The organism is Herbidospora cretacea (assembly GCF_001570605.1).
Classification (GTDB): domain Bacteria; phylum Actinomycetota; class Actinomycetes; order Streptosporangiales; family Streptosporangiaceae; genus Herbidospora; species Herbidospora cretacea.
The window spans coordinates 119,204-138,405 of sequence record NZ_BBXG01000016.1 but is presented as its reverse complement, the minus strand read 5'-3'; the positions used below and the strand labels follow the sequence as shown (position 1 = coordinate 138,405).

Genomic DNA, 19,202 nt, shown 5'->3' with positions numbered 1-19,202 from the left:
TGTGGGCAAAGGTCACAGGGCATTGAGGAACCGGGCCGCTATCGGGATGGCCACGTCCCGGCCGGTGCCGCCGTTCTTGACGAAGACCGCGAACGCCAGGTCGTCGTGGAAGCCGACGAACCAGGCGTGGTCGTCCTGGCCGGCCTCCTCGGCGGTGCCGGTCTTGCCGCTGACCCCGGCGGGCAGGCCGGTGTTCTCGGCGGTGCCCTCCGAGACGACCGACGACATCATCACCCGCAGGCCCTCGGCCACACCGGGCGGCAGCGGCACGCTGGCCGGCTGGCCGCCCGCGTCGGCCAGCAGCCGCGGGGCCCGCCAGACGCCGCTCTGCACGGCCGCCGCCACCGCCGCCATGCACAGCGGGGTGGCCACGACGGTGCCCTGGCCGAACGACGCCTCGGCCAGGGCGTCGGGGTTGTGCGGCTCGGTCAGCGACCCGCAGGTGCCGCCCGCCCCCGTCGACAGGGTCGCGCCGAAGCCGAAGGCGGCGGCCTGGGCGCTCAGCGTGGCGGCCGGCACCCGCTCCACGGCGAGCTGGGCGAACGTCGTGTTGCACGACTCGGCGAAGGCTTGGCGGAAGCTGATCGTGCCGAAGTCGTGGTTCTGGTAGTTGCTGATCATCCGCCAGCCGGGGATCTGGTACTGCGCCGGGCAGCCCACCTGCTGCTCGGGGGTGACCCCGGCGCCGATCAGCGCCGCCGCGGTGACGATCTTGAAGGTCGAGCCGGGCGGGAACGCCGAGGAGAACGCCCCCTTGCCGCCCAGCCGGTCGGCCACCGCCAGGACCTCTCCCGTCGAGGGCCGCAGGGCGACGATCGCGGCCGGCTTCTGCACCGGGTCGAGCGCGCGGGCGGCGGCCATCTGGACGTACCTGTCGATGGTCGTGGTGAACGCCGGGGCCTCGGCGGCCGGCTGGTCGTGACGGTAGACCTCTTCGACGTCGTCGTCGAACGGCTTGTCGATGACCACGCGCCAGCCGCCGGCCGACGGGTTGGGCGGGGCCTGCGCGGTCAGGTCGCCGATGTAGGGGTCGACGTAGCTGTTGGGCGGCAGCGGCTCGCCCTCGCGGGTGGCCAGCCGGTAAGGGGCCCCGGGCAGGTTGCGGCGCTCGATCACGTCGCCGTGTTCGAGGTCGGGGTGGAGGACGTCGGGCGTCCAGTCGACCACCCACTGGCGTTTGACCACCGTGAGGCGGACCGTCGAGGTCAGCTTCAGCGGGGGGCCGTCGGCCATCGTCCACTCCCCCGTGAACGACAGGTCGGCGGTGGAGTCGTCGATCTCGTCGAGGGAGAGAGGGGTGAAGACCCGGGCGGTCGCCTGGAGGGCCGCGTCGACGGCCTGGTGGAGCGTGGTGAAATCCTCCGGGGGGTCGTGGACGAGCTTGCGCATCGCCGCCAGGTCGCCCTTCTCCCACTCCTTGAGAAAGGCGCTCCCCGCGTCCCAGGGGGTGTTGCGGTTGGGATTGTCCGGCTCGGTGAGCTCGTCGGGCACGTCGTCGGGCGTGGCGGTGGTCACCGGCTCGGCGGGCGGCACGCTCCGGCCGCTCACGATGAGCCCGGACACCCCGGCGACGAACATGGTGACGACCGCCGCTACGAGAACGAGCAGGGGCCGCCTGCGCATTAGGTTCTCCTGGGGGTCGGAGTGCACTCCTGGATATACCACGCGAAGACGACAAGCAGAGAGAACATGATGGCCAAGTCGATGAACCCGGTACCCGGCCGCTACCTCGTCGTGTTCGGGGAGGTCGAACTGCTGCGCGACCTCGACAACCCGGCCGGCTGGATGCTGCTCATGGACGGGGTGCCGCAGTCGTACGTCGACCTGGCCGACCCGACCCACCTCGACTTCGAGTACGTCCAGCTCATGGGGGTCGCCGTCGACTGCCTGCCTGAGGGGCCGCTCGACGTGACGCACGTGGGCGGGGGCGGGTTCACGCTCCCCCGCTACGTCGCGGCGACGCGTCCGGGGTCGCGGCAGATCGTGATCGAGCCCGACCACGCGCTGGTGCAACTCGTCAGGGACCAGCTCTCGCTGAAGTCGGTGCCCCGCCTCAAGGTCAGGACGACCGGCGGCCGGGAGGGCGCCGCCACGCTCGGCGACGCGTCGGCCGACCTGGTGATCCTCGACGCGTTCGCCGGCGCGACCATGCCGCTGGAGCTGGCCACCGCCGAGTACATGGGCGACCTGGCCCGGGTCCTGCGGCCGGACGGCACGCTGCTGATCAACGTGGCCGACGGCAAGGGACTGATGTTCGCCCGCCGCCTGCTGGCGACCGTGCGGAACGTGTTCCGCCACGTCACCCTGCTGGCCGAGCCCGGGATCCTGCGCGGGCGGCGGTTCGGGAACCTGATCGTGGTCGCCTCGAACCGCGATCTGCCGCTCGACCGGCTCGTGCGGTCGGCCGCGGGCGGGCTCACGCAGGCGCGCTGCGTGTCGGGCGAGGATCTGGTGAAGTTCGTCGCGGGCGCGAAGGTCATCCACGACGGAGACCCGGTGGCGGTTCCCGTGCCGCCACCAGCGGTCTTCGGATAGTGCTCCCGCTCAGGCCCCGTGGGAGCGGGCGATCTCGTCGATGCGCTCGGCCAGCCGGTAGTCGAGGTCGGTCAGGCCGCCCGCGTCGTGGGTGGTGAGCGTGAAGTGCAGCGTGCGCCAGCGGATGTCGATGTCGGGATGGTGGTTCATCTTCTCGGCCTCCTCGGCCACCCGGTCGACGATCAGGATCGCGGTCGGGAAGTCGGGGGCGTCGATGGTGCGTCGCAGGATCTCGCCGTCTCTGGTCCATTCCATGCGTTCACCGTTTCACATCACGGGCTCACAACCGGGGCCAGCCGCCCGGGGTGGGCGCGGCCTTGGCGCGGGCCCGGCGGGCCATCGACATGATGCCGCGCACCATGTGGGTGGCGTGGGTCTGCTGCCGGGTGGCGATCGACTTGGCCAGGATCGGCTCCAGGTCGGACATCAGGCGCGGGAGCTGGGTGACGCTCCACTCGTGCCAGCGGGAGAACTGGGTGCCGCCGCTGTCGCTGTCCTCCTGCCGGTAGGCGACCATGACGGGGCAGTGGTCGTTGGCGTAGGCCAGCCACGACTCGATGGCCGAGTTGAAGCGCTCCACGCGCGAGTGGGCGGCGTAGAACCAGCCGTCGTCCCCCAGGTAGTCCTCGTCGCCGGGCTTGGCGGGGTAGGCGCGGGCCAGCGCGCCGTGCAGGAACAGGCCCGAGGCGACCATCAGCTGGCGGCCGTCGGCCCAGTCGATGGTGTCCTGGAGCGGTCCAGGGCAGCTGGACTCGATCGCCGAGCGCTGGTAGCTGGAGGGCTCACGCTCGAAGCGCACGTGGACTTCGGCCCACATGTAGTACTTCGCCTCGCCTGCCCCGTAGAAGGGGAAGGGGAACTCGTTCATCAAAGGAAGCTCCAGAGATGCGGTCAGAGGGAGGACTTTAACCGTCGCACCTGACTGAACTCCTAGCATCCGTAGGATTGCGGGGATTTACTGTCTTTCGTGTTCGTGGGACGTGAAACGGAACTGTCCGCCCTCATCGGAGCCCTGGAGCCCGGCGGTCTCGCCGAGGTCACCGGCGAGCCCGGCATCGGCAAGACCCGGCTGCTGACCGAGTTCGCCGCCGCGGCGGACGGCCTGGGAGTCAAGGTCCTGCGCGGCTACGCGACGGAGTACGAGCGCGACCTGCCCCATCGGGTCTTCGAGGACGCGTTCGGCCCGCTGACGGGCGACCGGCTGGCGCTGGCCCGGACCGTCCGCGAGCACCTGGCCGAGCTCGGCCGGGTGGCGCTCATCCTCGACGACCTCCACTGGGCCGACCCGGCCTCCTGCGAGCTGCTGGCCTACCTGATCCGGCGGCCGGCCCGGGAGCTGCTGCTGGTGTGCGCCTACCGCGACCGGCAGGCGGGCCACCGATTACTGGGCGCGCTGGCCGAGGCGGGGCCGGCGGCGATCCCGCACGTCCACCTGAAAGTGGGCCCCCTGTCGCTCGGCGAGGCGCGGGAGCTGGTCGGCGACCGGCCGGAGCTGCGGGAGCTCCACGACGAGAGCGGCGGCAACCCGCTCTACCTGAAGGGCCTGGCGGGAGGGGCCGCCGGGTCGACCCTGACCGGCCTGCTCGCCGGGGAGCTCGCCCGGCTGTCGGGCATGGAGCTGCGCGCGGCCCAGGCCGGGGCGGTGCTCGGCGACGCCTTCACCCCCGACGACGTGGCGATGCTCGGGCCGATCCCGGCCGTGCTGGGCGAGCTGGCCGCCCGTGACCTCATCCGCGACACCGGCGACGGCCGCTTCCGCTTCCGCCACCCCCTCCTGCGGCAGCTCGTGTACGAGGGCGCCGACCCCGCCTGGCGCATGCTGGCCCACCGGATGGCCGCGCGGGAGCTGTCGGCCCTGGGCGCGCCGGTCCGCGAGGTCGCGCACCACATCTCGCGCACCGCCAGCCGGCACGAGCCCGGCGACCTGCCGGCGCTGATGACGGCCTCCCGCGAGGCGGTCACCGTGGCCCCGGGCGCGGCGATCGAGTGGCTGAGGGCGGCCAAGCCGCTGGTCGGCGACCTGACCGAGCCCGATTCGGTGGAGCTGCACGTGCTGCTGGCGCGGGCGCTGATGTTCGACGGCCGCCTCGACGACGCCCGCACCGCCCTGCACGAGCTGATCCCGGCCCTGCCGCCCGGCGCGCGCAGCGAGCTCGTCGCCGCGTGCGCCGTGGTGGAGCGCCTCCTCGGCCGGTACGCCGAGGCCACCTCCCTGCTGATCGCCGAGTCCGAGGGCGGCGGCGGGGGCGCCTGGCTGCACCGCGAGATGGCCACCCTGCGGCTGCACCTGGGCGACGTGCCGGCCGCGATGGGTGAGATCGCCACCGCCCTCGCCGTCTCGCAGACCCCGGAGGAGGAGTCGGCCGCCCACTCGCTGCTCGCCTTCGCCACCGCCTACGAGGGCGAACCGGGCCCGGCCGGGGAGGCCATCGAGGTCGCCCGGCAGGCCGCCGACGGGCTGAGCGACACCGACGCCGCCCGCGACCTGACCGCGCTGACCCGGCTGGCCTGGGCCGAGTCGTTCATGGACCGGCACGCCGAGGCCGACCGCCACGCCCGCCGGGCGCTGGTGCTGGCCCGCGCGCTGCCCCGCAGCGGGGTGCTGGCCGACGTGCTGATGGCGCTCACGCAGCTCAACGGGCGGATCGGCCGCATCGACGAGGCGATCGCCTTCGGTGAGGAGGCCGAGGACGTCGCCTGCCAGTCGGGCAGCCCGACCCTGCTGGCGCTGGTCCGGGCGATCCTGGCCGAGTCGGTCGCCCACAAGGACCTGCAGAGGGCGGTCGGCCTGGCCACCTGGGCCAGCGAGTCGGTGGCCCAGGTCGACGGCTGGTGGTCGGCCACCACGGTGAGCCTGTCGGCGCAGGTGCTGCTGGCCGCCGGGGAGCCCGACCGGGCCCGCTGGATGCTGCTCGGCATCGGCGGCGGCGTCGGCATGCCGCAGTGCCAGCCCGGCTACCGGCCGATGTGGCTGGAGACCCTCACCCAGGCGCTGCTCGGCTGCGACGAGGTGGCCTGGGCCGGCGCCGCCGCCAATGCGGCGCTGGCCGCCGCCGACACGCTGACGCTCCCCGCCCAGCGGGCGTTCGCGCTGCGCGCGCGGGCCTGTGTACGGGCCGCCGAGGGCGACCTCGCCGGGGCCGCCGGGTTCGCCGTCCAGGCGGAGACCCTGTTCGGCGAGGCGGGGCTGCGGCCCCAGGTCGCCCGGACGCTGATCATGACCGCGCCCTTCCGGGACGACGGCCACAAGGCGCTCGCGATGGCCAGGGCGCTGGCCGCCGAGGTCGGCTCCGGGGTGCTGGCCGAGGAGGCCGAACGCGAGCAGCGCCGCCTGGCCGCCCGGGGCCCGCGCAGGGGCGACCTGCTGACCAAGCGGGAGCGGCAGATCGCCGAGCTGGCCAAGACCGGCCTGACCAGCAAGGAGATCGCCGCCCGCCTGATGCTGAGCAGCCGTACGGTCGACGACCACCTCGCCCACGTTTACCGCAAGCTCGGGGTCTCCACCCGGACGGCGCTCGCCAACGTGCTGGGGGTCTGACCTACTTGCCGACCCCGGCGGTCAGACCGGTCTGGATCTGGCGCTGGAAGATGATGTACACGATCAGGATCGGGATGATCGCCATCGACAGGGCCGCGAACAGCCCGGCCCAGTCGGCCTCGTAGCCGGCGCTGGTCGAGATGTTGGCGATGCCCTGGGTGATCAGCCACTTGTCCTGCTTGTCACCCGGGAGCAGCGCGATCGGCAGCAGGTACTGGTTCCACTGGCCGATCACGTTGAAGATCGTGATGCTGATCAGGCCGGGTCGGGCCATCGGCAGCATGATCTGGAAGAAGGTGCGGGCGTGGCCGCAGCCGTCCATCATCGCGGCCTCGGCGACCGTCGTCGGCAGCGTCTTGAAGAACGCCGTCAGGAAGAACACCGTGAACGGCAGCGAGTAGGCGATGTAGACCAGCACGACCCCGGTGTGGGTGCCGAGCAGGCCGACGTTGTCGACCACCTTGTAGAGGGCCGACAGCGCCAGGAACGGCGGGATCGACAGGCCCGACACGAACAGGGTGTAGACGATCCGGTTGCCGCGGAACGTGTACCGCGACAGGACGTAGGCCGCCATCGAGCCGAGCAGCATCGTGAAGAACGTGGAGAAGGCCACCACGATCACGGTGTTGATCAGGTATTCGCCGATGCGCGAGGTCTCCCACGCCCGGCCCCACGCGCCCCAGCCCCACGACTGCGGCAGCGCCAGCGGGCTGTCGCCGAAGATCTCGGTGTTGGTCTTGAACGAGTTGAGGAACGTGTAGACGATCGGCGTCACCGTCAGGATCGTCCACAGCAGCAGCATGAGGTGGGAGACGCCGCCGAGCAGCCCCGCGGACTGCTTCCCGGCCCTGGGCCGGACCTCGCGGCGGACCGGGGCGACGGCGGGCGCGGTCTCGGTCTTCATCAGTACTCGATCCTCTCGCGCCGGGTGACCCGCAGAGTGAGGGCCGCGAACGTCAGCACCAGGAAGACCAGCGCGACGCCCATCGCGGACGCGTAGCCGAACCGGTAGTAGGTGAAGGTCTGCCGGAAGATCTCCAGCGGGAGCACCGTCGTGGCGTTGTCGGGCCCGCCCCGGTCGATCGAGAGGACCTGGACCAGCGCGAACGCGTCGAAGGCGGCGATGCCCAGATAGACCCAGCCGACCTGGACGGTGTTCCACACCAGCGGCAGCGTGATCTTGAAGAACAGGGTGAACCGGTTGGCGCCGTCGAGCGCGGCGGCCTCGAAGATCTCCTTCGGCACCCCGGCCATGCCGGCGCTGAACAGCACGACGTAGAAGCCGACGCCCTGCCAGACCATCACCCCGATGATCGTCCAGAGCGCGAGGTCGGGCTTGATCAGCCAGCCGACCGGGTCGACCCCGAACCAGCTCAGGACGCTGTTGAGGATGCCCGACCGCTGCGGGTTGAGCACCGCCTGGAACAGCACGCCGACGATGACGACGGCGAGGACCTGCGGGAAGAAGAAGACGACCTTGTAGAAGGACGATCCCCAGACCCCGCGCAGCTGCCCGTTCTTCTGCCCGCCCCCGAGGTTGAGCAGGAACGAGAAGAACAGCGCGATCACGATCGTGACCAGCGGCATGACCAGCAGGATCAGCCCGTGGTGCCGGACCGCGGCCCAGAAGACCTCGTCACCGAACAGCCGGGTGAAGTTGTCCAGCCCGACGTACTGGAAGTCCGGGGAGATGCCGCGTGAGTTCGTCAGCGCGAGCTGGAGGGCCTGCAGGTTGGGACTCACGAAGAAGATGATGTAGATCGCCAGCGGCGCGGCCAGGAAGGAGGCGATGAAGCCCCACTTCCTGACCGCGCCCGGCGTCAGCCGGCCAAGCCGCATGGGTCACACGTTCCGGGTCTGCTTGATGATCGACTCGTCCGCCTTGGTCTTGTCCGCCGCCGCCTGCATCTTGGTGGCGAACTCCTCGGCGCTGATGCGGCCGAACATCAGGGCGTTGGTCTGCTTGCGGAGCTCGGTCTCCAGCTCCTTGTACCAGCCCTCGAAGGAGGAGAAGGTGACCACGTTGGTGCCGGCGGCGGTCTGCGCGGCGGCGACCGAGGTCAGGCCGGGCGACAGGGTCAGGCCCTCGGTGGCGCCGATGACGACGGTCAGCGACTTGGTCTTCTCGGTGAAGTCGCGGGCGCCCTGCTTCGACAGCATCTGGCGCAGGTACTCCAGGCCGCCGGCCGCGTTCTTGGCCTTCGACGGGACGACGAAGCCCTCGGCGGCGGCGGCGCGGATCGCCTCGTAGGGCATCTGGTCGGCGGTGGTGACCGAGGGGGTCGGGACCATGCCGTACTCGAAGCCCTCGGGGGTGTCCTTGGCCTGCTCGGCCTCCAGCCACGAACCCGACGGGTAGAACGCGATCTTGCCCTGGTTCTGCTGGGTCTGGACCTCGGTGTGGATCAGGCCCTCGTAGGCCGGGTCCATGTACTTGCCGATCTCGGCCCACGCGGCGGCGGCCTGCTTGACGGCGTCGTTGTTCCAGGCGTTGTCGGCCAGGTTGTCGATGTCGAGCAGGACCTTGTTGCCGCCGATCTTGGCGGCCGAGATGAGGATCATCCAGTAGGCGTAGTAGGAGGCGTTCTTGCCGGCGTAGCCGAACGGCACGATGTTCTTGGCCTTGGCGGCCTCGGCGAAGGTCTTGAACTCGTCGAAGGTCTTCGGCGGGGTCCAGCCCTCCTTCTCGAAGAGCTTGGCGTCGTACCAGAGGCCGTAGGCGGTGTAGACGTAGTTCAGCGTGTACGGCTTGGCGGGGTCGCCGCCCAGGCCCGACTCGATCGTGCCGGGCACGATGACGTCCTTGACCTTCTTCGACGGGTCGTCGACGCTCGGGGCCTCGAACAGCGGGGTGAGGTCGAGGAGCTGCCCGGCGTTGATGAGGGCGCCGCCGTCGAGGTTGTCGGTGCCGGAGTTGTTGACCACGTCGGGCACGTCGCCGCCGGCGAAGCGCGGGGTGAGGGTCTGCCCGATGGTCTGGATGCCCTGGTGCTTGATCGTCGCGCCGGGGAAGGCCTTCTTGTAGAGGGGCTCGTGCGACTGGGTGGCGTACTCGTCGCTGTAGCCGCCCTTGAAGATGATGACTTCGAGCGGGGCGTCGGCCTTGACGTTGAACGGGTTGTTCGCCGAGGCGCTCGCGCCGCCCGCCGAGGGGGCGGGGGCGGAGGGGGCGGCCGCCTCGGAGCCGCCGCCACCGGTGGCACAGGCGCTCAGAAAGGGGCCGGCGACGAGGGCGGTCAGTCCGACACGGGCCAGCAGCTGGCGGCGCGTGATGTCACGGGGCGTGGTGGTCATCCAACTCTCCTGATGCCGGGGGGATCAATTAGGAAAGTTTCCTAAACGTTCGTGAACGTACGAGCGAGGCCGGAGCAACGTCAAGGTGTCGGGGTCGGTCTAGACCAACCTGTGACGTGACTGCGATGGTCCGAGTGCCAATCGCGGCGTTTTGCCTGGTTATGGGGGATATTAAACATGGGACGATCCCCTCTTTACAGCCGAGCTTTACCGCATCTTATGCCCTACAAGGGGTCTACTGGTATAGACCGGCTGACAGATAGTGTGATCGCCATGAAAGATCTCCAAGAGGAGGTGTGCCGGTACGGCCGCCGCGCCGCCTCGCTCGGCCTGGTCATCGGCACCTCAGGTAACCTCAGCGCGCGCCGCGACTCCCTGGTCACGGTCACCCCCTCGGGGGTCGCCCTCGACGCGCTGACCCCCGGCGACTGCCCGGTGCTGACCCTCGACGGCGAGATCGTCTCCGGCTCCCGCGCCCCGTCGTCGGAGACCCCGATGCACCTGGCCCTCTACCGGGCCACCGGCGCCCAGGCGGTGGTCCACACCCACGCCATGTTCAGCACGGTCGTCGCCTCCACCCTCACCGAGCTCCCGCCGATCCACTACAACGCGCTGCTGCTCGGCGGCGCGGTCCGGGTCGCCGAGTACGCCACCTACGGCACCCCCGAACTGGCCGCCCACGTGGTCGAGGCCCTGCACGGACGGCAGGCCGCGCTGATGGCCAACCACGGCGGCGTGTCGATCGGCCGCACGCTGGAGGAGGCCTTCGAGGCCACCCGGCTGCTGGAGTGGCTGTGCGAGGTGTACGTCCGCGCCCTCGGCGTCGGCACGCCGCGCGTCCTCACCGAGGACGAACTGGTCGCGGTCATCGCAAGGGCGGGTATGGGTTCGGGAAACCCCTGATCGTCGCGCGTCCGGCCGGTGTAACGCGTTGATCGAATGACCCATGGATTTTCTCGCCACAAGGGGGACACCATGGGGATGCTCGTCAACGCCGCACTCGTCGCGGGGATCGCGGTCGCCGCCGCACAGGCGCCGGCCGTCGCCGCGCCGCTGCCGACGGTCGACGTGCCGTGCAGCGTGCCCGCGCTGGCCGCCGCCATCACCACGGCCAACGCGACTCCGTCGATCTTGAAGCTGGCCCGCAACTGCTCCTACAACCTGACCACGGCGCTCCCGCTGATCACCGGCCGGATCACGCTGCAGGGAAGCGCCAACACCGCGATCAAGCGCGACCCGGGGGCGGTGGCGCTCCGCGTCCTGGACGTCAGCCCGTCGGGCAACCTCACCGCCGAGGACCTGTTCATCCTCAACGGCCAGCTCGGCTCCACCGACGGCGCCGGCATCAGGAACGAGGGCACCCTCCACCTGCGCCGCGTCACGGTCTCGGGCAACTTCACCACCAGCGGCAACGGCGCGGGCCTGTTCAACCTCGGCCGCGCCACGATCCGCAACTCCGTCTTCACCACCAACCTGACCCTGGCCGGGAACGGCGCCGGCATCTACAACGACGGCGACCTGCACCTCATCGACAGCACCGTGGTCGGCAACGTGCTGAACAACCAGGGCGGCGGCATCTACACCGCCGCCGGCCGCACCTCGAAGGTGGTCCGCAGCGCCGTCAACGGCAACCTGTCGGCCACCCTGGCCGGCGCCGGCATCGCCAGCGCGGGCACCACCACGCTCCGGGACACCTGGGTGCGGCTGAACAAGTCCGTCCTCGCGGGCGGCGGCGTCCTGGTCCTGCCCGGCGGCGCCGTGACGCTGCACCGGTCGGGCGTCCGGGACAACACCCCGACCAACTGCGCCCCGGTCAACACCATCCCGGGCTGCCTCAACTAGGCCACGCTCAGGCCACGCTGCCGGGCAGCCGGTAGACGGGGGCGGGCTCGATCTCCGGGGCCCGCCTCCGGCCTCTGCGGCGGGGTTCCTCCTCGGCGCAGAGGTAGGCGTACATCCCGGCCAGCAGCCGCTGGACGTCGCCGTGGGGCCGCACCACCAGCCGCAGGAAGCGGCTGTTGAAGCCCAGCTTGTTGCCGCACTCGCGGATGTAGACGCCGTGCTCGCGGATCAGGTAGTCGCGCAGCTCCCGGCCGTCGCGGCCCGGGGGCAGCTTGCAGAGCACGAAGTTGCCCTGAGAAGGGAACACCGTCAGGCCGGTCAGCGAGGCGAGCTGGCGGATCATCATCTCCCGGTCGTGGGCGACCAGGCGCAGGCTGTGGCGGTATTCGTTCATGTGGGCCCGCAGCATGAAGACCACGACCTCGGCGAAGGAGTTGAGGTTCCACTTCGGCAGGACCCGGCGGACCAGACCGGCGATCTGCGGGTTGGCCACCAGGTAACCGAACCGCACGCCGTGGAGCCCGAAGTTCTTGCCGAGGCTCTTGAGCACGACCACGTTGGGCCGGATCACCGCCTCGTCGGCCACGCTCGCGAACGGCTCGGCGTCGACGAACTCGATGAACGACTCGTCGACCACCACCAGGTCGAGGTCGGTCAGCCGGTCGAGCAGCCGCACCACCTCGTGGCGCGGCAGGTAGCCGCCGTCGGGGTTGTTCGGGTTGCAGATCACCGCCACCCTCGACCCGCGTTCCCGGACGAACCGGACGTAGTTCTCCACGTCCAGCCGGAAGCCCTGCGACTCCAGCAGCGGGAACATGTCGCACCGCTTGCCGGTCTCCAGCGGCTGGTCGGTCCAGCGGCCGAAGGTGGGCACCGGCACCGCCAGGCTCTCGCGGACCAGCAGGTGGTCCAGCCAGGTGATCAGCTCGGTCGAGCCGTTGCCCATGGCGATCGTCGACGGGTTCAGGTCGAGGGTGTCGCAGAGCTCCTTCGTGATCGTCTCGGCGTCGCTCGGGTAGTACTTGAGCACGTCGACCAGGTTGGCCCGGAGGTCGTCGAACATCCCCGCGGTCGGGAAGTAGGGGTTGCACGGGATGCAGAAGTCGACGAGGTCCTCACCTGCGGCGCCGCGCCGCAGGGCGAAGTAGGACGGGCTGTGCGCGTCGCTCCGCAGCAACGCCAGGTCTACGGATGCTGTCACGCCGGAGGGTACGCGCCACGACGGCGCGGCGTTCAGCCGAGCGCGGCTTTGCGGGCCAGCCCGAGGGGCAGGCCGCCGCTCCCGGCGATGCGGTCGTGGAAACTCTTGAGGTCGCCGGTGTACTCGTCCCGGATCCTCTCGATCTCGATCGCGCCGGTCAGGTAGCTGGGCGCCTGGGTCGGCCAGGCGCAGTAGCGGCTCACCTCGCCCTTGGCCGTGCCGGGCGACAGCGACGCCTTGGTGGCCATGTAGGTCTCGGCCTCCTCGATCGACATGTCCTCGCAGTGGAGGGCGGTGTCGACGACGATCCGGGCGGCCCGCCAGATGCGGCAGTCGAGGTGGGCGAGCTCGGTCTGCGGGGTGTCGTAGTAGCCCTGCTCCCACATCAGCTTCTCGACGTAGAGGCCCCAGCCCTCGACGAAGTAGGGCGTCCGGAAGACCTTCCTGATCCGCCGCTGGTTCTCGGCCAGGTGGGCGAGCTGCCAGTGGTGGCCGGGGTAGGCCTCGTGGACGGCGATCGAGGGCATCTGCGGGCGCGAGTTGGTGCGCAGCCGCTGCCGGATCTGCTCCTCGGTGAAGTCGTCGGGGGTGTACGGCACGAAGAACACCCCCTCGCGGGCGGTGCTCAGCGGCGGCGGGGCCAGGTAGTTGGCCACCGCGATGATCGGCCGCTGGAACTCCGGCGACGGGAGCACCTGGCAGTGCTCCCCGGCCGGGAAGGTGACCAGGTCGCGGTCGCGGACGTACTGGCGGGCGCGTTCGGTCTCGGCCTCGTACTCGGCCCGCATCGCCTCGAGGGTGGGCGGGTGGTCGTCCATGAGCGACTCCATGGCGGGCCGCCAGGCGTCGAAGCCGAGCTTGCCGGCCACCGCGTTCATGCGCTCGTTCAGCGCCTCCCACTCGGCCACGCCCTTGGCGTGGAGCTCGGCGGCGCCGTAGCCGAGCATCTCGCGCTCGCGGAGCAGGCCCGAGTAGAGCTCCTCGCCCATCCGCCAGGAGCCGCCGGAGGTGAAGCCGCCGAGGAAGGCGACCAGGTCGTCGAAGGCCGCCGCGGCCGGTTCGGCCGCCGCCGCCAGCCGGGTGCGCAGCGCGGGGTCGCCCACCTGCGCGGGCAGCGTCTCGGTCAGGAACCTCCGGCCGGTGCGGGCCTGCTGGAGCCCCCGCGTGACGAGCAGTTCGGCGGCGAGGTCGGGCGTCAGGTTGGCCCGGCACGCCGCCAGCACCCCGGGCACCTCGGCCAGCCGGGCCACGGCCGCCTCGACCAGCTCCGCCTCCGGCGAGAGCCGCTGCTGGAACGGGGTGAACATGGAGGCGAAGATCGCGTCGAGGTAGGGCGCGGGCGTGCGCCGCCACTCGGGCCACCGCGCGAGCAGCACCTCGCCGTGGAGGTGGGAGAGGGCGAGTTCGTGGTCGATCCGGTCGTCGAGCGAGGGACCGGGGTCGGCGTTGGAGAGGCGGTCGAGCCACAGCTCGGCGGCGCGCTCCCGGCGGATGAAGCCCTCTTCGCTGAAATCACCGAGGGTGCGGTCGAATCCGGTGGCCCCGAGCAGCGTCGCCCGCACCGGATTGTCCTTCAGATACCAGTCGACGAACTCGTCCAGCAGCGTCATGCGGCGACCCTACCGCCGACCCGCCTCGCCACATATGACTGACATCCGCGACACTTAATCGCATAGGTCCCCCCAAAGTAGGAGCAACCAGGTGCCACTTCAGATGACCGGCGCACCTTCGGATCCCGATCTCATCCGGCTCCCCTGGGACGTCCCTCTCGAAGAGTGGCCGGAGCACCGCCTGGTCGCCCTCCCCCGCGGCATCTCCCGCCACGTCGTGCGGTTCACCCGCATCAACGGCACCGTGTACGCGATCAAGGAGATCAGCGAGCGCTACGCGAAGCGTGAATACCGCCTGCTCTGGGACCTGAACCGCCTCGACACCCCGTCGGTCGAACCGGTGGCCGTGGTGACCGGCCGCGAGTCGAAGACCGGCGAGACCCTCGACTCCGCCCTGATCACCAGCCATCTGCAGTATTCGCTGCCCTACCGGGCCGTGCTGTCGGGCACGCTGCGCCCGGAGACCCTGGAGCGGCTGCTCGACGCCCTGGCCGTGCTGCTGGTCCGGCTGCACCTGACCGGGTTCTACTGGGGCGACTGCTCGCTGTCCAACACCCTGTTCCGCCGCGACGCGGGCGCGTTCGCCGCCTACCTGGTCGACGCCGAGACCGGCGAGCTGCACCCGATGATCAGCGAGGGCCAGCGCCACCACGACATCGAGGTCGCCCACATCAACATCTACGGCGAACTGCTCGACCTGGAGGCGGGCGGCCTGCTGCACCCCTCGATAGACCCGCTGCTGTTCGCCGAGCAGATCGTCGAGCGCTACCACCGCCTGTGGACCGAGCTCAACTCCGACGAGATCATCGAGGAGGTCGACTGGCACAAGGTCGACCAGCGCATCCGCCGCCTCAACACCCTCGGCTTCGACGTGGCCGAGATGATGGTCCGCCGCAAGGCCGGCACCGGCCGCCTGATCGTCCGCCCCAAGGTCGTCGACGCCGGCCACCACCAGCGCCGCCTGCTCCGCCTCACCGGCCTGGACGTCGAGGAGAACCAGGCCCGCCGCCTGCTCAACGACCTCGACTCCTTCACCGTCACCCACGGCCTGCGTCACGAGGACGAGGCGATAGTGGCCCACCGCTGGCTCGCCGAGGTCTACCAGCCGGTGGTCAGCGCGATCCCGCCGGAGCTGCACCGCAAGCTCGAACGCGCGGAGCTGTTCCACGAGGTGCTGGAGCACCGCTGGTTCCTGTCGGAGGCGGCCGGCAAGGACGTCGGCCTGGCGGCGGCCGTCCGCAGCTACATCGACAACGTCCTGGTCCACCGCCCCGACGAGAAGGCGATCATCGGCTCAGAGCTCTGACCGCGTCGGCGATGCGGTCCTCGCCGAAGACCTCGACGCCCTCGGCGGCCAGGAGGGCGGCCGTCACGCCCGCGCCGGGGACCGACCGGCCGCTGAAGGTGCCGTCGTGGACGCGCAGGGAGCCGCACGACGGGCTGCCCTCCTTGAGGATCGCGATCCGGACGCCGGCCGAGCGCGCCACCGCGAGGCACCGGCGGGCCCCTTCGAGGAAGTGCGCGGTGACGTCGGCCCCCTCGGGGGTGAGGATGCGGGCCGTGCCGGCGAGCACCGCCGCGCCGCCCGCGCCGCCCTCGATCTCGGCCGGTGGGCGGGGCACCGGCAGGCCGCCCTCGACCTCGGGGCAGAACGGGATCAGCCGCCCTTCGGCCCGCCAGCCTGCGAGGACGGCGTCGTCGCTGGTCTTGGCCGCGCCGTCGTAGCGGACGCGGCGGCCCATCAGGCAGGCGCTCACGAGAATGCGTTCCACGCACCGATTTTGCAACACGGCTTCCACCGGGTAGCAGGATCCTCCTCCGCCTGGCTAAGTCTCTATGTCAGGAAACCAACACCCACATGCTGATTCGGTGGGCGATTCTCCGATTTCTCTAAGGTTTGACCCACCACATGGCGGGGGGGTAACCGGATGAGGAGCTGCGGGTGATCGGCATCGAAGACTGCCTGTCCGAGGCGATGGCCATCCCGGGAGCGCTCGGCGCCATCCTGGTCGACCACACCAGCGGCACCGCGCTCGCGACGGAGGGCCTGCCCGACCCCGAGCGGTCGGCGATCGGGCTCAGCGAGACCTTCCGCGCCACGCTCGACGGACTGGCCCTGTCCTCACCCGATGGAACGATCCGGATCGACGATCTGATCATCACCACCGACCACGGCTACCAGCTCATCAAGCCGATGGAGACGATGTGGGACGGCCCCCTGCTGATCTGCGTGCGGCTCGACCGCGACCGGGCGAACCTGGCCCTGGCGCGGCGGCGCCTCGACAGCATCTCCCACGAACTGATCGCGTCGTGACCGGTGCCGATCGACGACATGCTCTCCGAACTGGCGGAGAGCAAGGCGACGGGCGCCCTGAAGGCCGGCCGGAGCGGCACCGTCTACCTCAGCCGGGGCCGGGTCTGTTACGTGGAGTGCGCCCGCACGCCGACGGTGGAGGAGCTGCTGACGGCCTCCGGCCGGATCACCTCCCACGGCGTGAAGACGGCCCGCCAGACCACGGCTGCCACCGCCGACGGCGGCGAGATGCTGGTCCGGCGGGGCGTGCTCAGCCGGGGCGAGCTCCAGCTGTGCGTCCTGGGGGCGACCCTGGACGCCTCCTTCTTCCTGTTCGGCGCGAACGTGCCGAAGCCCAGATTCCGCGAGGGGGACCGGCACTGGCTGGGGATCCACTGGTTCTTCGACGTGCCGGGCCTGTTCCGGGAATGTCACCGCAGGAGGGCCCGGTTGGACCGCGCCTGGCCATCGGCCGAACTCGACAGCCATCCGGTGGTCCCGGTGCGGCGCATCCGCTCCCGGCACGTGATGCTGACCGCCCTCCAGTGGGAGATCCTCCTCAACGCGGACGCGGACACCACGCCCGTCGAGCTGGCCAGGAAGATCGGGCGGCCGGCGTACCCGACTCTGCTCGCGGTCCGCGAGATGGCCGCGGCGGGGCTGCTGGAGTGCGCGGAGTCGCCGGCCCGCGAGAAACCGCCGGACCTCCCCAAGCGCGTGGCGGGTTCGGCCCCCCGGGTGGCGACCGGGGGCGGGGGTGGCCGGCCGGCGCAGTCGTCCTTCCCCCAGATCAGCGGAGACCCGACGGACGTGAATCTGCTCATCAGGCTGCGGAACGCGCTGGAGGCCTTCCAGTGATCACGCGCCCGTGGCTCAAACGGGCCGGAAAGGGCATCCCGATGGACCTGCGCCGCGAGATCCACGAGGAGATGCTGCTCCTCAGAGGCCGCACGAACGAGATCACCGGCGTCCTCACGTGCACCGTCGACGGCATGCTCGTCACGGCCGACCTGGCCGAGAACGTCGACCAGACCGCGGCGCTCACCTCGGCCGTGCTCTCGATGAGCCGCCGGATGACCGACCTGACCAGGATCGGCGAACTGGAGGAGACCCTGATCTCCGCCACCCGCGGCTTCACCGCCCACTACGCCGCGGGTCCCAAGCTCGTCCTCACCGTGCTGGCCGTCCCAGGGGCCAACCTCGGGCTGCTGCGGATCGAGGGCAGGAAGACGGCGGCGAAGATCGCCGCCATCGTCGAACGCGAATGACAGGAGACCCGACATGGCGAACATGGACATCTCTCTCAAGGAGATGATGGCGATCGACGGCGCTATCGGCGCCGCCGTGGTCGACTACAACAGCGGCATGAGCCTGGGTGTGCTCGGCGGGTCCAAGGACCTCGACCTGCAGATCGCCGGGGCCGGCAACACCGAGGTCGTCAAGGCCAAGCTCCGCACGATGGACAGCCTGGGGCTGAAGGACGCGATCGAGGACATCCTCATCACGCTGTCCGGCCAGTACCACATCATCCGCCCGATCACCGGCCGCGGCGGCAAGGGCCTGTTCCTCTACCTGGCCCTCGACCGGAACCGGGCCAACCTGGCGATGGCCCGCCACCACCTGCGGGCCATCGAAGACAAGATGGAGATCTGAGCGGCCGAGCCGCTCAGGCGGAGCCCAGCAGCGGCTCACCTGTGGACTCCCGGCCCGGCTCTCCGGCGGGGAACAGCCTCTCTCCCGGCATGGGCAGCCCGAGCGTGCCGGTCACCCGGCGGATCAGCTCGGCGTGGGACCTGATCCCGGGCAGCCGCAGCAGTTCCTCGCCCTTGCGGGTCAGCAGGACGGTCGGGGTGCGGCCGACGTTCATGGACGCGGCCGCCCCGATCGCGGTGTCGACGTCGGCGAACGCGCCGATCAGCTCGTCGTCGTACTCGGCGACGATGCGGTCGATCACCGGTGCGATCCACTCGCTGGCCAGGCAGTCGCGGCGGGTGAAGACGAGGAGCACCGGCGCGGGGCCCATGACCAGGGAGGCGAGGTCGCGCTCCCCGGTGACGACCCGGCGGCGGGGCGCGATGCCGCTCGGGCGGTCGGGCGCGGTGAGCATCCGCGCGTACGCGTCGGCCAGCCGGGGCGGCCCCGACAGGCCGTTGACGGTCAGGCCGTGGAACAGCAGGCGGGCGCAGTCGGCCCGGGAGACGTGGTCGAGGTCGATCTCCTTCAGGGGCGGCGCGAACGACAGCACCGCCTCGCAGTCGACCGGCCCGGCCAGCGACAGGATGGCCAGCGACTCGCTCGTGCCGAGCCGCCACAGGCAGCCGGGCTCGATGTTCTCGCTGCCCAGGCGCAGGTAACGGAGCGTGGACATGCCGCCGAGGACGCCCAGGCCGTGGCCGCGCACCTCGCCTCCGGAGACGCCGACCACCGCGGCCGAGGTGCGGGCGAGGTGGGGGAAGGCGGCGTCGGTGAGCGAGGAGCCGCCCAGCTTGACCTTGATCAGCGGGCTGTGGACGGGCAGCGGCACGTCGCCGGTGATGTGCGGCGACCAGAGCTCCAGGCTCTCCAGGGTGGTGAGGCTCTGGAGGGCCCGGACCCCCTCGTCGGTGAAGCGTCCCGTCACGGCCAGGTCCCGCAGCTCCGACCGCTTGGCGATCAGGCGCAGGTCGTCGTCGCCGGCGGCGCTCAGCCGCAGGCCGGTCACCTCCGGCACCTCGTCGAGCCGTTCGGTCGTCGTGGCGACGTAGGCCAGCTCGACGTCGTCCGGCACCGGGATCTCCCCCGTGGGCCGGAATTCGCCCATCGTCTGCCCAGCCGGCCTCTCGCCGATCACGACGAAGTGCACCTCGCCCGGCAGCTCCGTCTCGGGGAATCTCAGCACGCGCTCCATTT

The 19,202-nt window shown here is 70.8% G+C and carries 19 protein-coding genes; 9 read left to right on the top strand and 10 right to left on the bottom strand.

Annotated elements, in window-relative coordinates; genetic code table 11:
- Nucleotides 1–12: 12 nt before the first annotated feature.
- Entirely contained in the window at nucleotides 13–1,623 is a 1,611-nt protein-coding gene (locus tag AW270_RS27320) for a penicillin-binding transpeptidase domain-containing protein (protein ID WP_061298952.1), read from the bottom strand.
- Between the two features lie 81 nt (nucleotides 1,624–1,704).
- On the opposite strand from AW270_RS27320, the gene AW270_RS27315 reads away from it, so the two are divergent.
- A complete protein-coding gene (locus tag AW270_RS27315; protein WP_245674872.1) occupies nucleotides 1,705–2,535 on the top strand; it encodes a spermidine synthase in 831 nt (276 codons plus the stop codon).
- Between the two features lie 9 nt (nucleotides 2,536–2,544).
- On the opposite strand, the gene AW270_RS27310 is transcribed toward AW270_RS27315, so the two are convergent.
- Nucleotides 2,545–2,790, bottom strand: coding sequence for a 4a-hydroxytetrahydrobiopterin dehydratase (locus AW270_RS27310; RefSeq protein WP_061298951.1), 246 nt, complete (start codon nucleotides 2,788–2,790; stop codon nucleotides 2,545–2,547).
- A gap of 25 nt (nucleotides 2,791–2,815) precedes the next feature.
- Complete coding sequence (locus tag AW270_RS27305) at nucleotides 2,816–3,403, bottom strand: hypothetical protein (protein WP_061298950.1); 588 nt, start codon at nucleotides 3,401–3,403, stop codon at nucleotides 2,816–2,818.
- A gap of 105 nt (nucleotides 3,404–3,508) precedes the next feature.
- Between AW270_RS27305 and AW270_RS27300 the strand changes: the two genes are divergently transcribed.
- Nucleotides 3,509–6,073, top strand: coding sequence for a LuxR C-terminal-related transcriptional regulator (locus AW270_RS27300; RefSeq protein WP_157522721.1), 2,565 nt, complete (start codon nucleotides 3,509–3,511; stop codon nucleotides 6,071–6,073).
- A gap of 1 nt (nucleotide 6,074) precedes the next feature.
- Here the strand turns inward: AW270_RS27300 and AW270_RS27295 are convergent, their stop codons facing one another.
- The 3 genes from AW270_RS27295 to ngcE are packed head-to-tail and all read right to left on the bottom strand — an operon-like array spanning nucleotide 6,075 to nucleotide 9,367.
- Nucleotides 6,075–6,977 (bottom strand): carbohydrate ABC transporter permease, encoded by a 903-nt coding sequence (locus tag AW270_RS27295; protein WP_061298948.1) that lies wholly within the window; start codon nucleotides 6,975–6,977, stop codon nucleotides 6,075–6,077.
- Nucleotides 6,977–7,912, bottom strand: a complete 936-nt coding sequence (locus AW270_RS27290; protein ID WP_061298947.1) for a carbohydrate ABC transporter permease — start codon at nucleotides 7,910–7,912, stop codon at nucleotides 6,977–6,979. The genes AW270_RS27295 and AW270_RS27290 overlap by 1 nt, the downstream gene beginning before the upstream one ends.
- Nucleotides 7,913–7,915: 3 nt before the next feature.
- Nucleotides 7,916–9,367, bottom strand: coding sequence for an N-acetylglucosamine/diacetylchitobiose ABC transporter substrate-binding protein (ngcE, locus tag AW270_RS27285; protein ID WP_061298946.1), 1,452 nt, complete (start codon nucleotides 9,365–9,367; stop codon nucleotides 7,916–7,918).
- A 273-nt stretch (nucleotides 9,368–9,640) separates the two neighbouring features.
- On the opposite strand from ngcE, the gene AW270_RS27280 reads away from it, so the two are divergent.
- Nucleotides 9,641–10,270, top strand: a complete 630-nt coding sequence (locus AW270_RS27280) for a class II aldolase/adducin family protein (protein WP_061299005.1) — start codon at nucleotides 9,641–9,643, stop codon at nucleotides 10,268–10,270.
- A gap of 72 nt (nucleotides 10,271–10,342) precedes the next feature.
- Nucleotides 10,343–11,209 (top strand): hypothetical protein, encoded by an 867-nt coding sequence (locus AW270_RS27275; RefSeq protein ID WP_061298945.1) that lies wholly within the window; start codon nucleotides 10,343–10,345, stop codon nucleotides 11,207–11,209.
- A gap of 7 nt (nucleotides 11,210–11,216) precedes the next feature.
- Here AW270_RS27275 and AW270_RS27270 read toward each other — a convergent pair whose 3' ends face one another.
- Together AW270_RS27270 and AW270_RS27265 are read right to left on the bottom strand one after the other, a co-directional pair.
- Nucleotides 11,217–12,410, bottom strand: coding sequence for a pyridoxal phosphate-dependent aminotransferase (locus AW270_RS27270; RefSeq protein WP_082801870.1), 1,194 nt, complete (start codon nucleotides 12,408–12,410; stop codon nucleotides 11,217–11,219).
- 32 nt (nucleotides 12,411–12,442) lie between these two features.
- Nucleotides 12,443–14,020, bottom strand: coding sequence for a DUF885 domain-containing protein (locus tag AW270_RS27265; RefSeq protein WP_061298944.1), 1,578 nt, complete (start codon nucleotides 14,018–14,020; stop codon nucleotides 12,443–12,445).
- Between the two features lie 103 nt (nucleotides 14,021–14,123).
- Between AW270_RS27265 and AW270_RS27260 the strand changes: the two genes are divergently transcribed.
- On the top strand, nucleotides 14,124–15,326 hold the full coding sequence (locus AW270_RS27260) for a DUF4032 domain-containing protein (RefSeq protein ID WP_061298943.1): 1,203 nt from the start codon (nucleotides 14,124–14,126) through the stop codon (nucleotides 15,324–15,326).
- Here AW270_RS27260 and AW270_RS27255 read toward each other — a convergent pair.
- On the bottom strand, nucleotides 15,307–15,792 hold the full coding sequence (locus AW270_RS27255) for a 2-thiouracil desulfurase family protein (protein WP_061298942.1): 486 nt from the start codon (nucleotides 15,790–15,792) through the stop codon (nucleotides 15,307–15,309). The genes AW270_RS27260 and AW270_RS27255 overlap by 20 nt on opposite strands.
- A gap of 170 nt (nucleotides 15,793–15,962) precedes the next feature.
- On the opposite strand from AW270_RS27255, the gene AW270_RS27250 reads away from it, so the two are divergent.
- Genes AW270_RS27250 through AW270_RS27235 form a run of 4 tightly spaced genes read left to right on the top strand, consistent with a single transcriptional unit; the run spans nucleotide 15,963 to nucleotide 17,966 of the window.
- Complete coding sequence (locus AW270_RS27250; protein ID WP_061298941.1) at nucleotides 15,963–16,334, top strand: hypothetical protein; 372 nt, start codon at nucleotides 15,963–15,965, stop codon at nucleotides 16,332–16,334.
- Between the two features lie 3 nt (nucleotides 16,335–16,337).
- Nucleotides 16,338–17,171 (top strand): hypothetical protein, encoded by an 834-nt coding sequence (locus tag AW270_RS27245; protein ID WP_061298940.1) that lies wholly within the window; start codon nucleotides 16,338–16,340, stop codon nucleotides 17,169–17,171.
- A complete protein-coding gene (locus AW270_RS27240; protein WP_245674871.1) occupies nucleotides 17,168–17,581 on the top strand; it encodes a roadblock/LC7 domain-containing protein in 414 nt (137 codons plus the stop codon). The genes AW270_RS27245 and AW270_RS27240 overlap by 4 nt, the downstream gene beginning before the upstream one ends.
- A 13-nt stretch (nucleotides 17,582–17,594) precedes the next feature.
- The gene (locus tag AW270_RS27235; RefSeq protein ID WP_061298939.1) at nucleotides 17,595–17,966 is read left to right on the top strand and encodes a hypothetical protein; all 372 of its coding nucleotides are present in this window, start codon (nucleotides 17,595–17,597) and stop codon (nucleotides 17,964–17,966) included.
- 13 nt (nucleotides 17,967–17,979) lie between these two features.
- Here the strand turns inward: AW270_RS27235 and AW270_RS27230 are convergent, their stop codons facing one another.
- Entirely contained in the window at nucleotides 17,980–19,200 is a 1,221-nt protein-coding gene (locus AW270_RS27230; protein ID WP_061298938.1) for a thioredoxin family protein, read from the bottom strand.
- Nucleotides 19,201–19,202 lie beyond the last annotated feature (2 nt).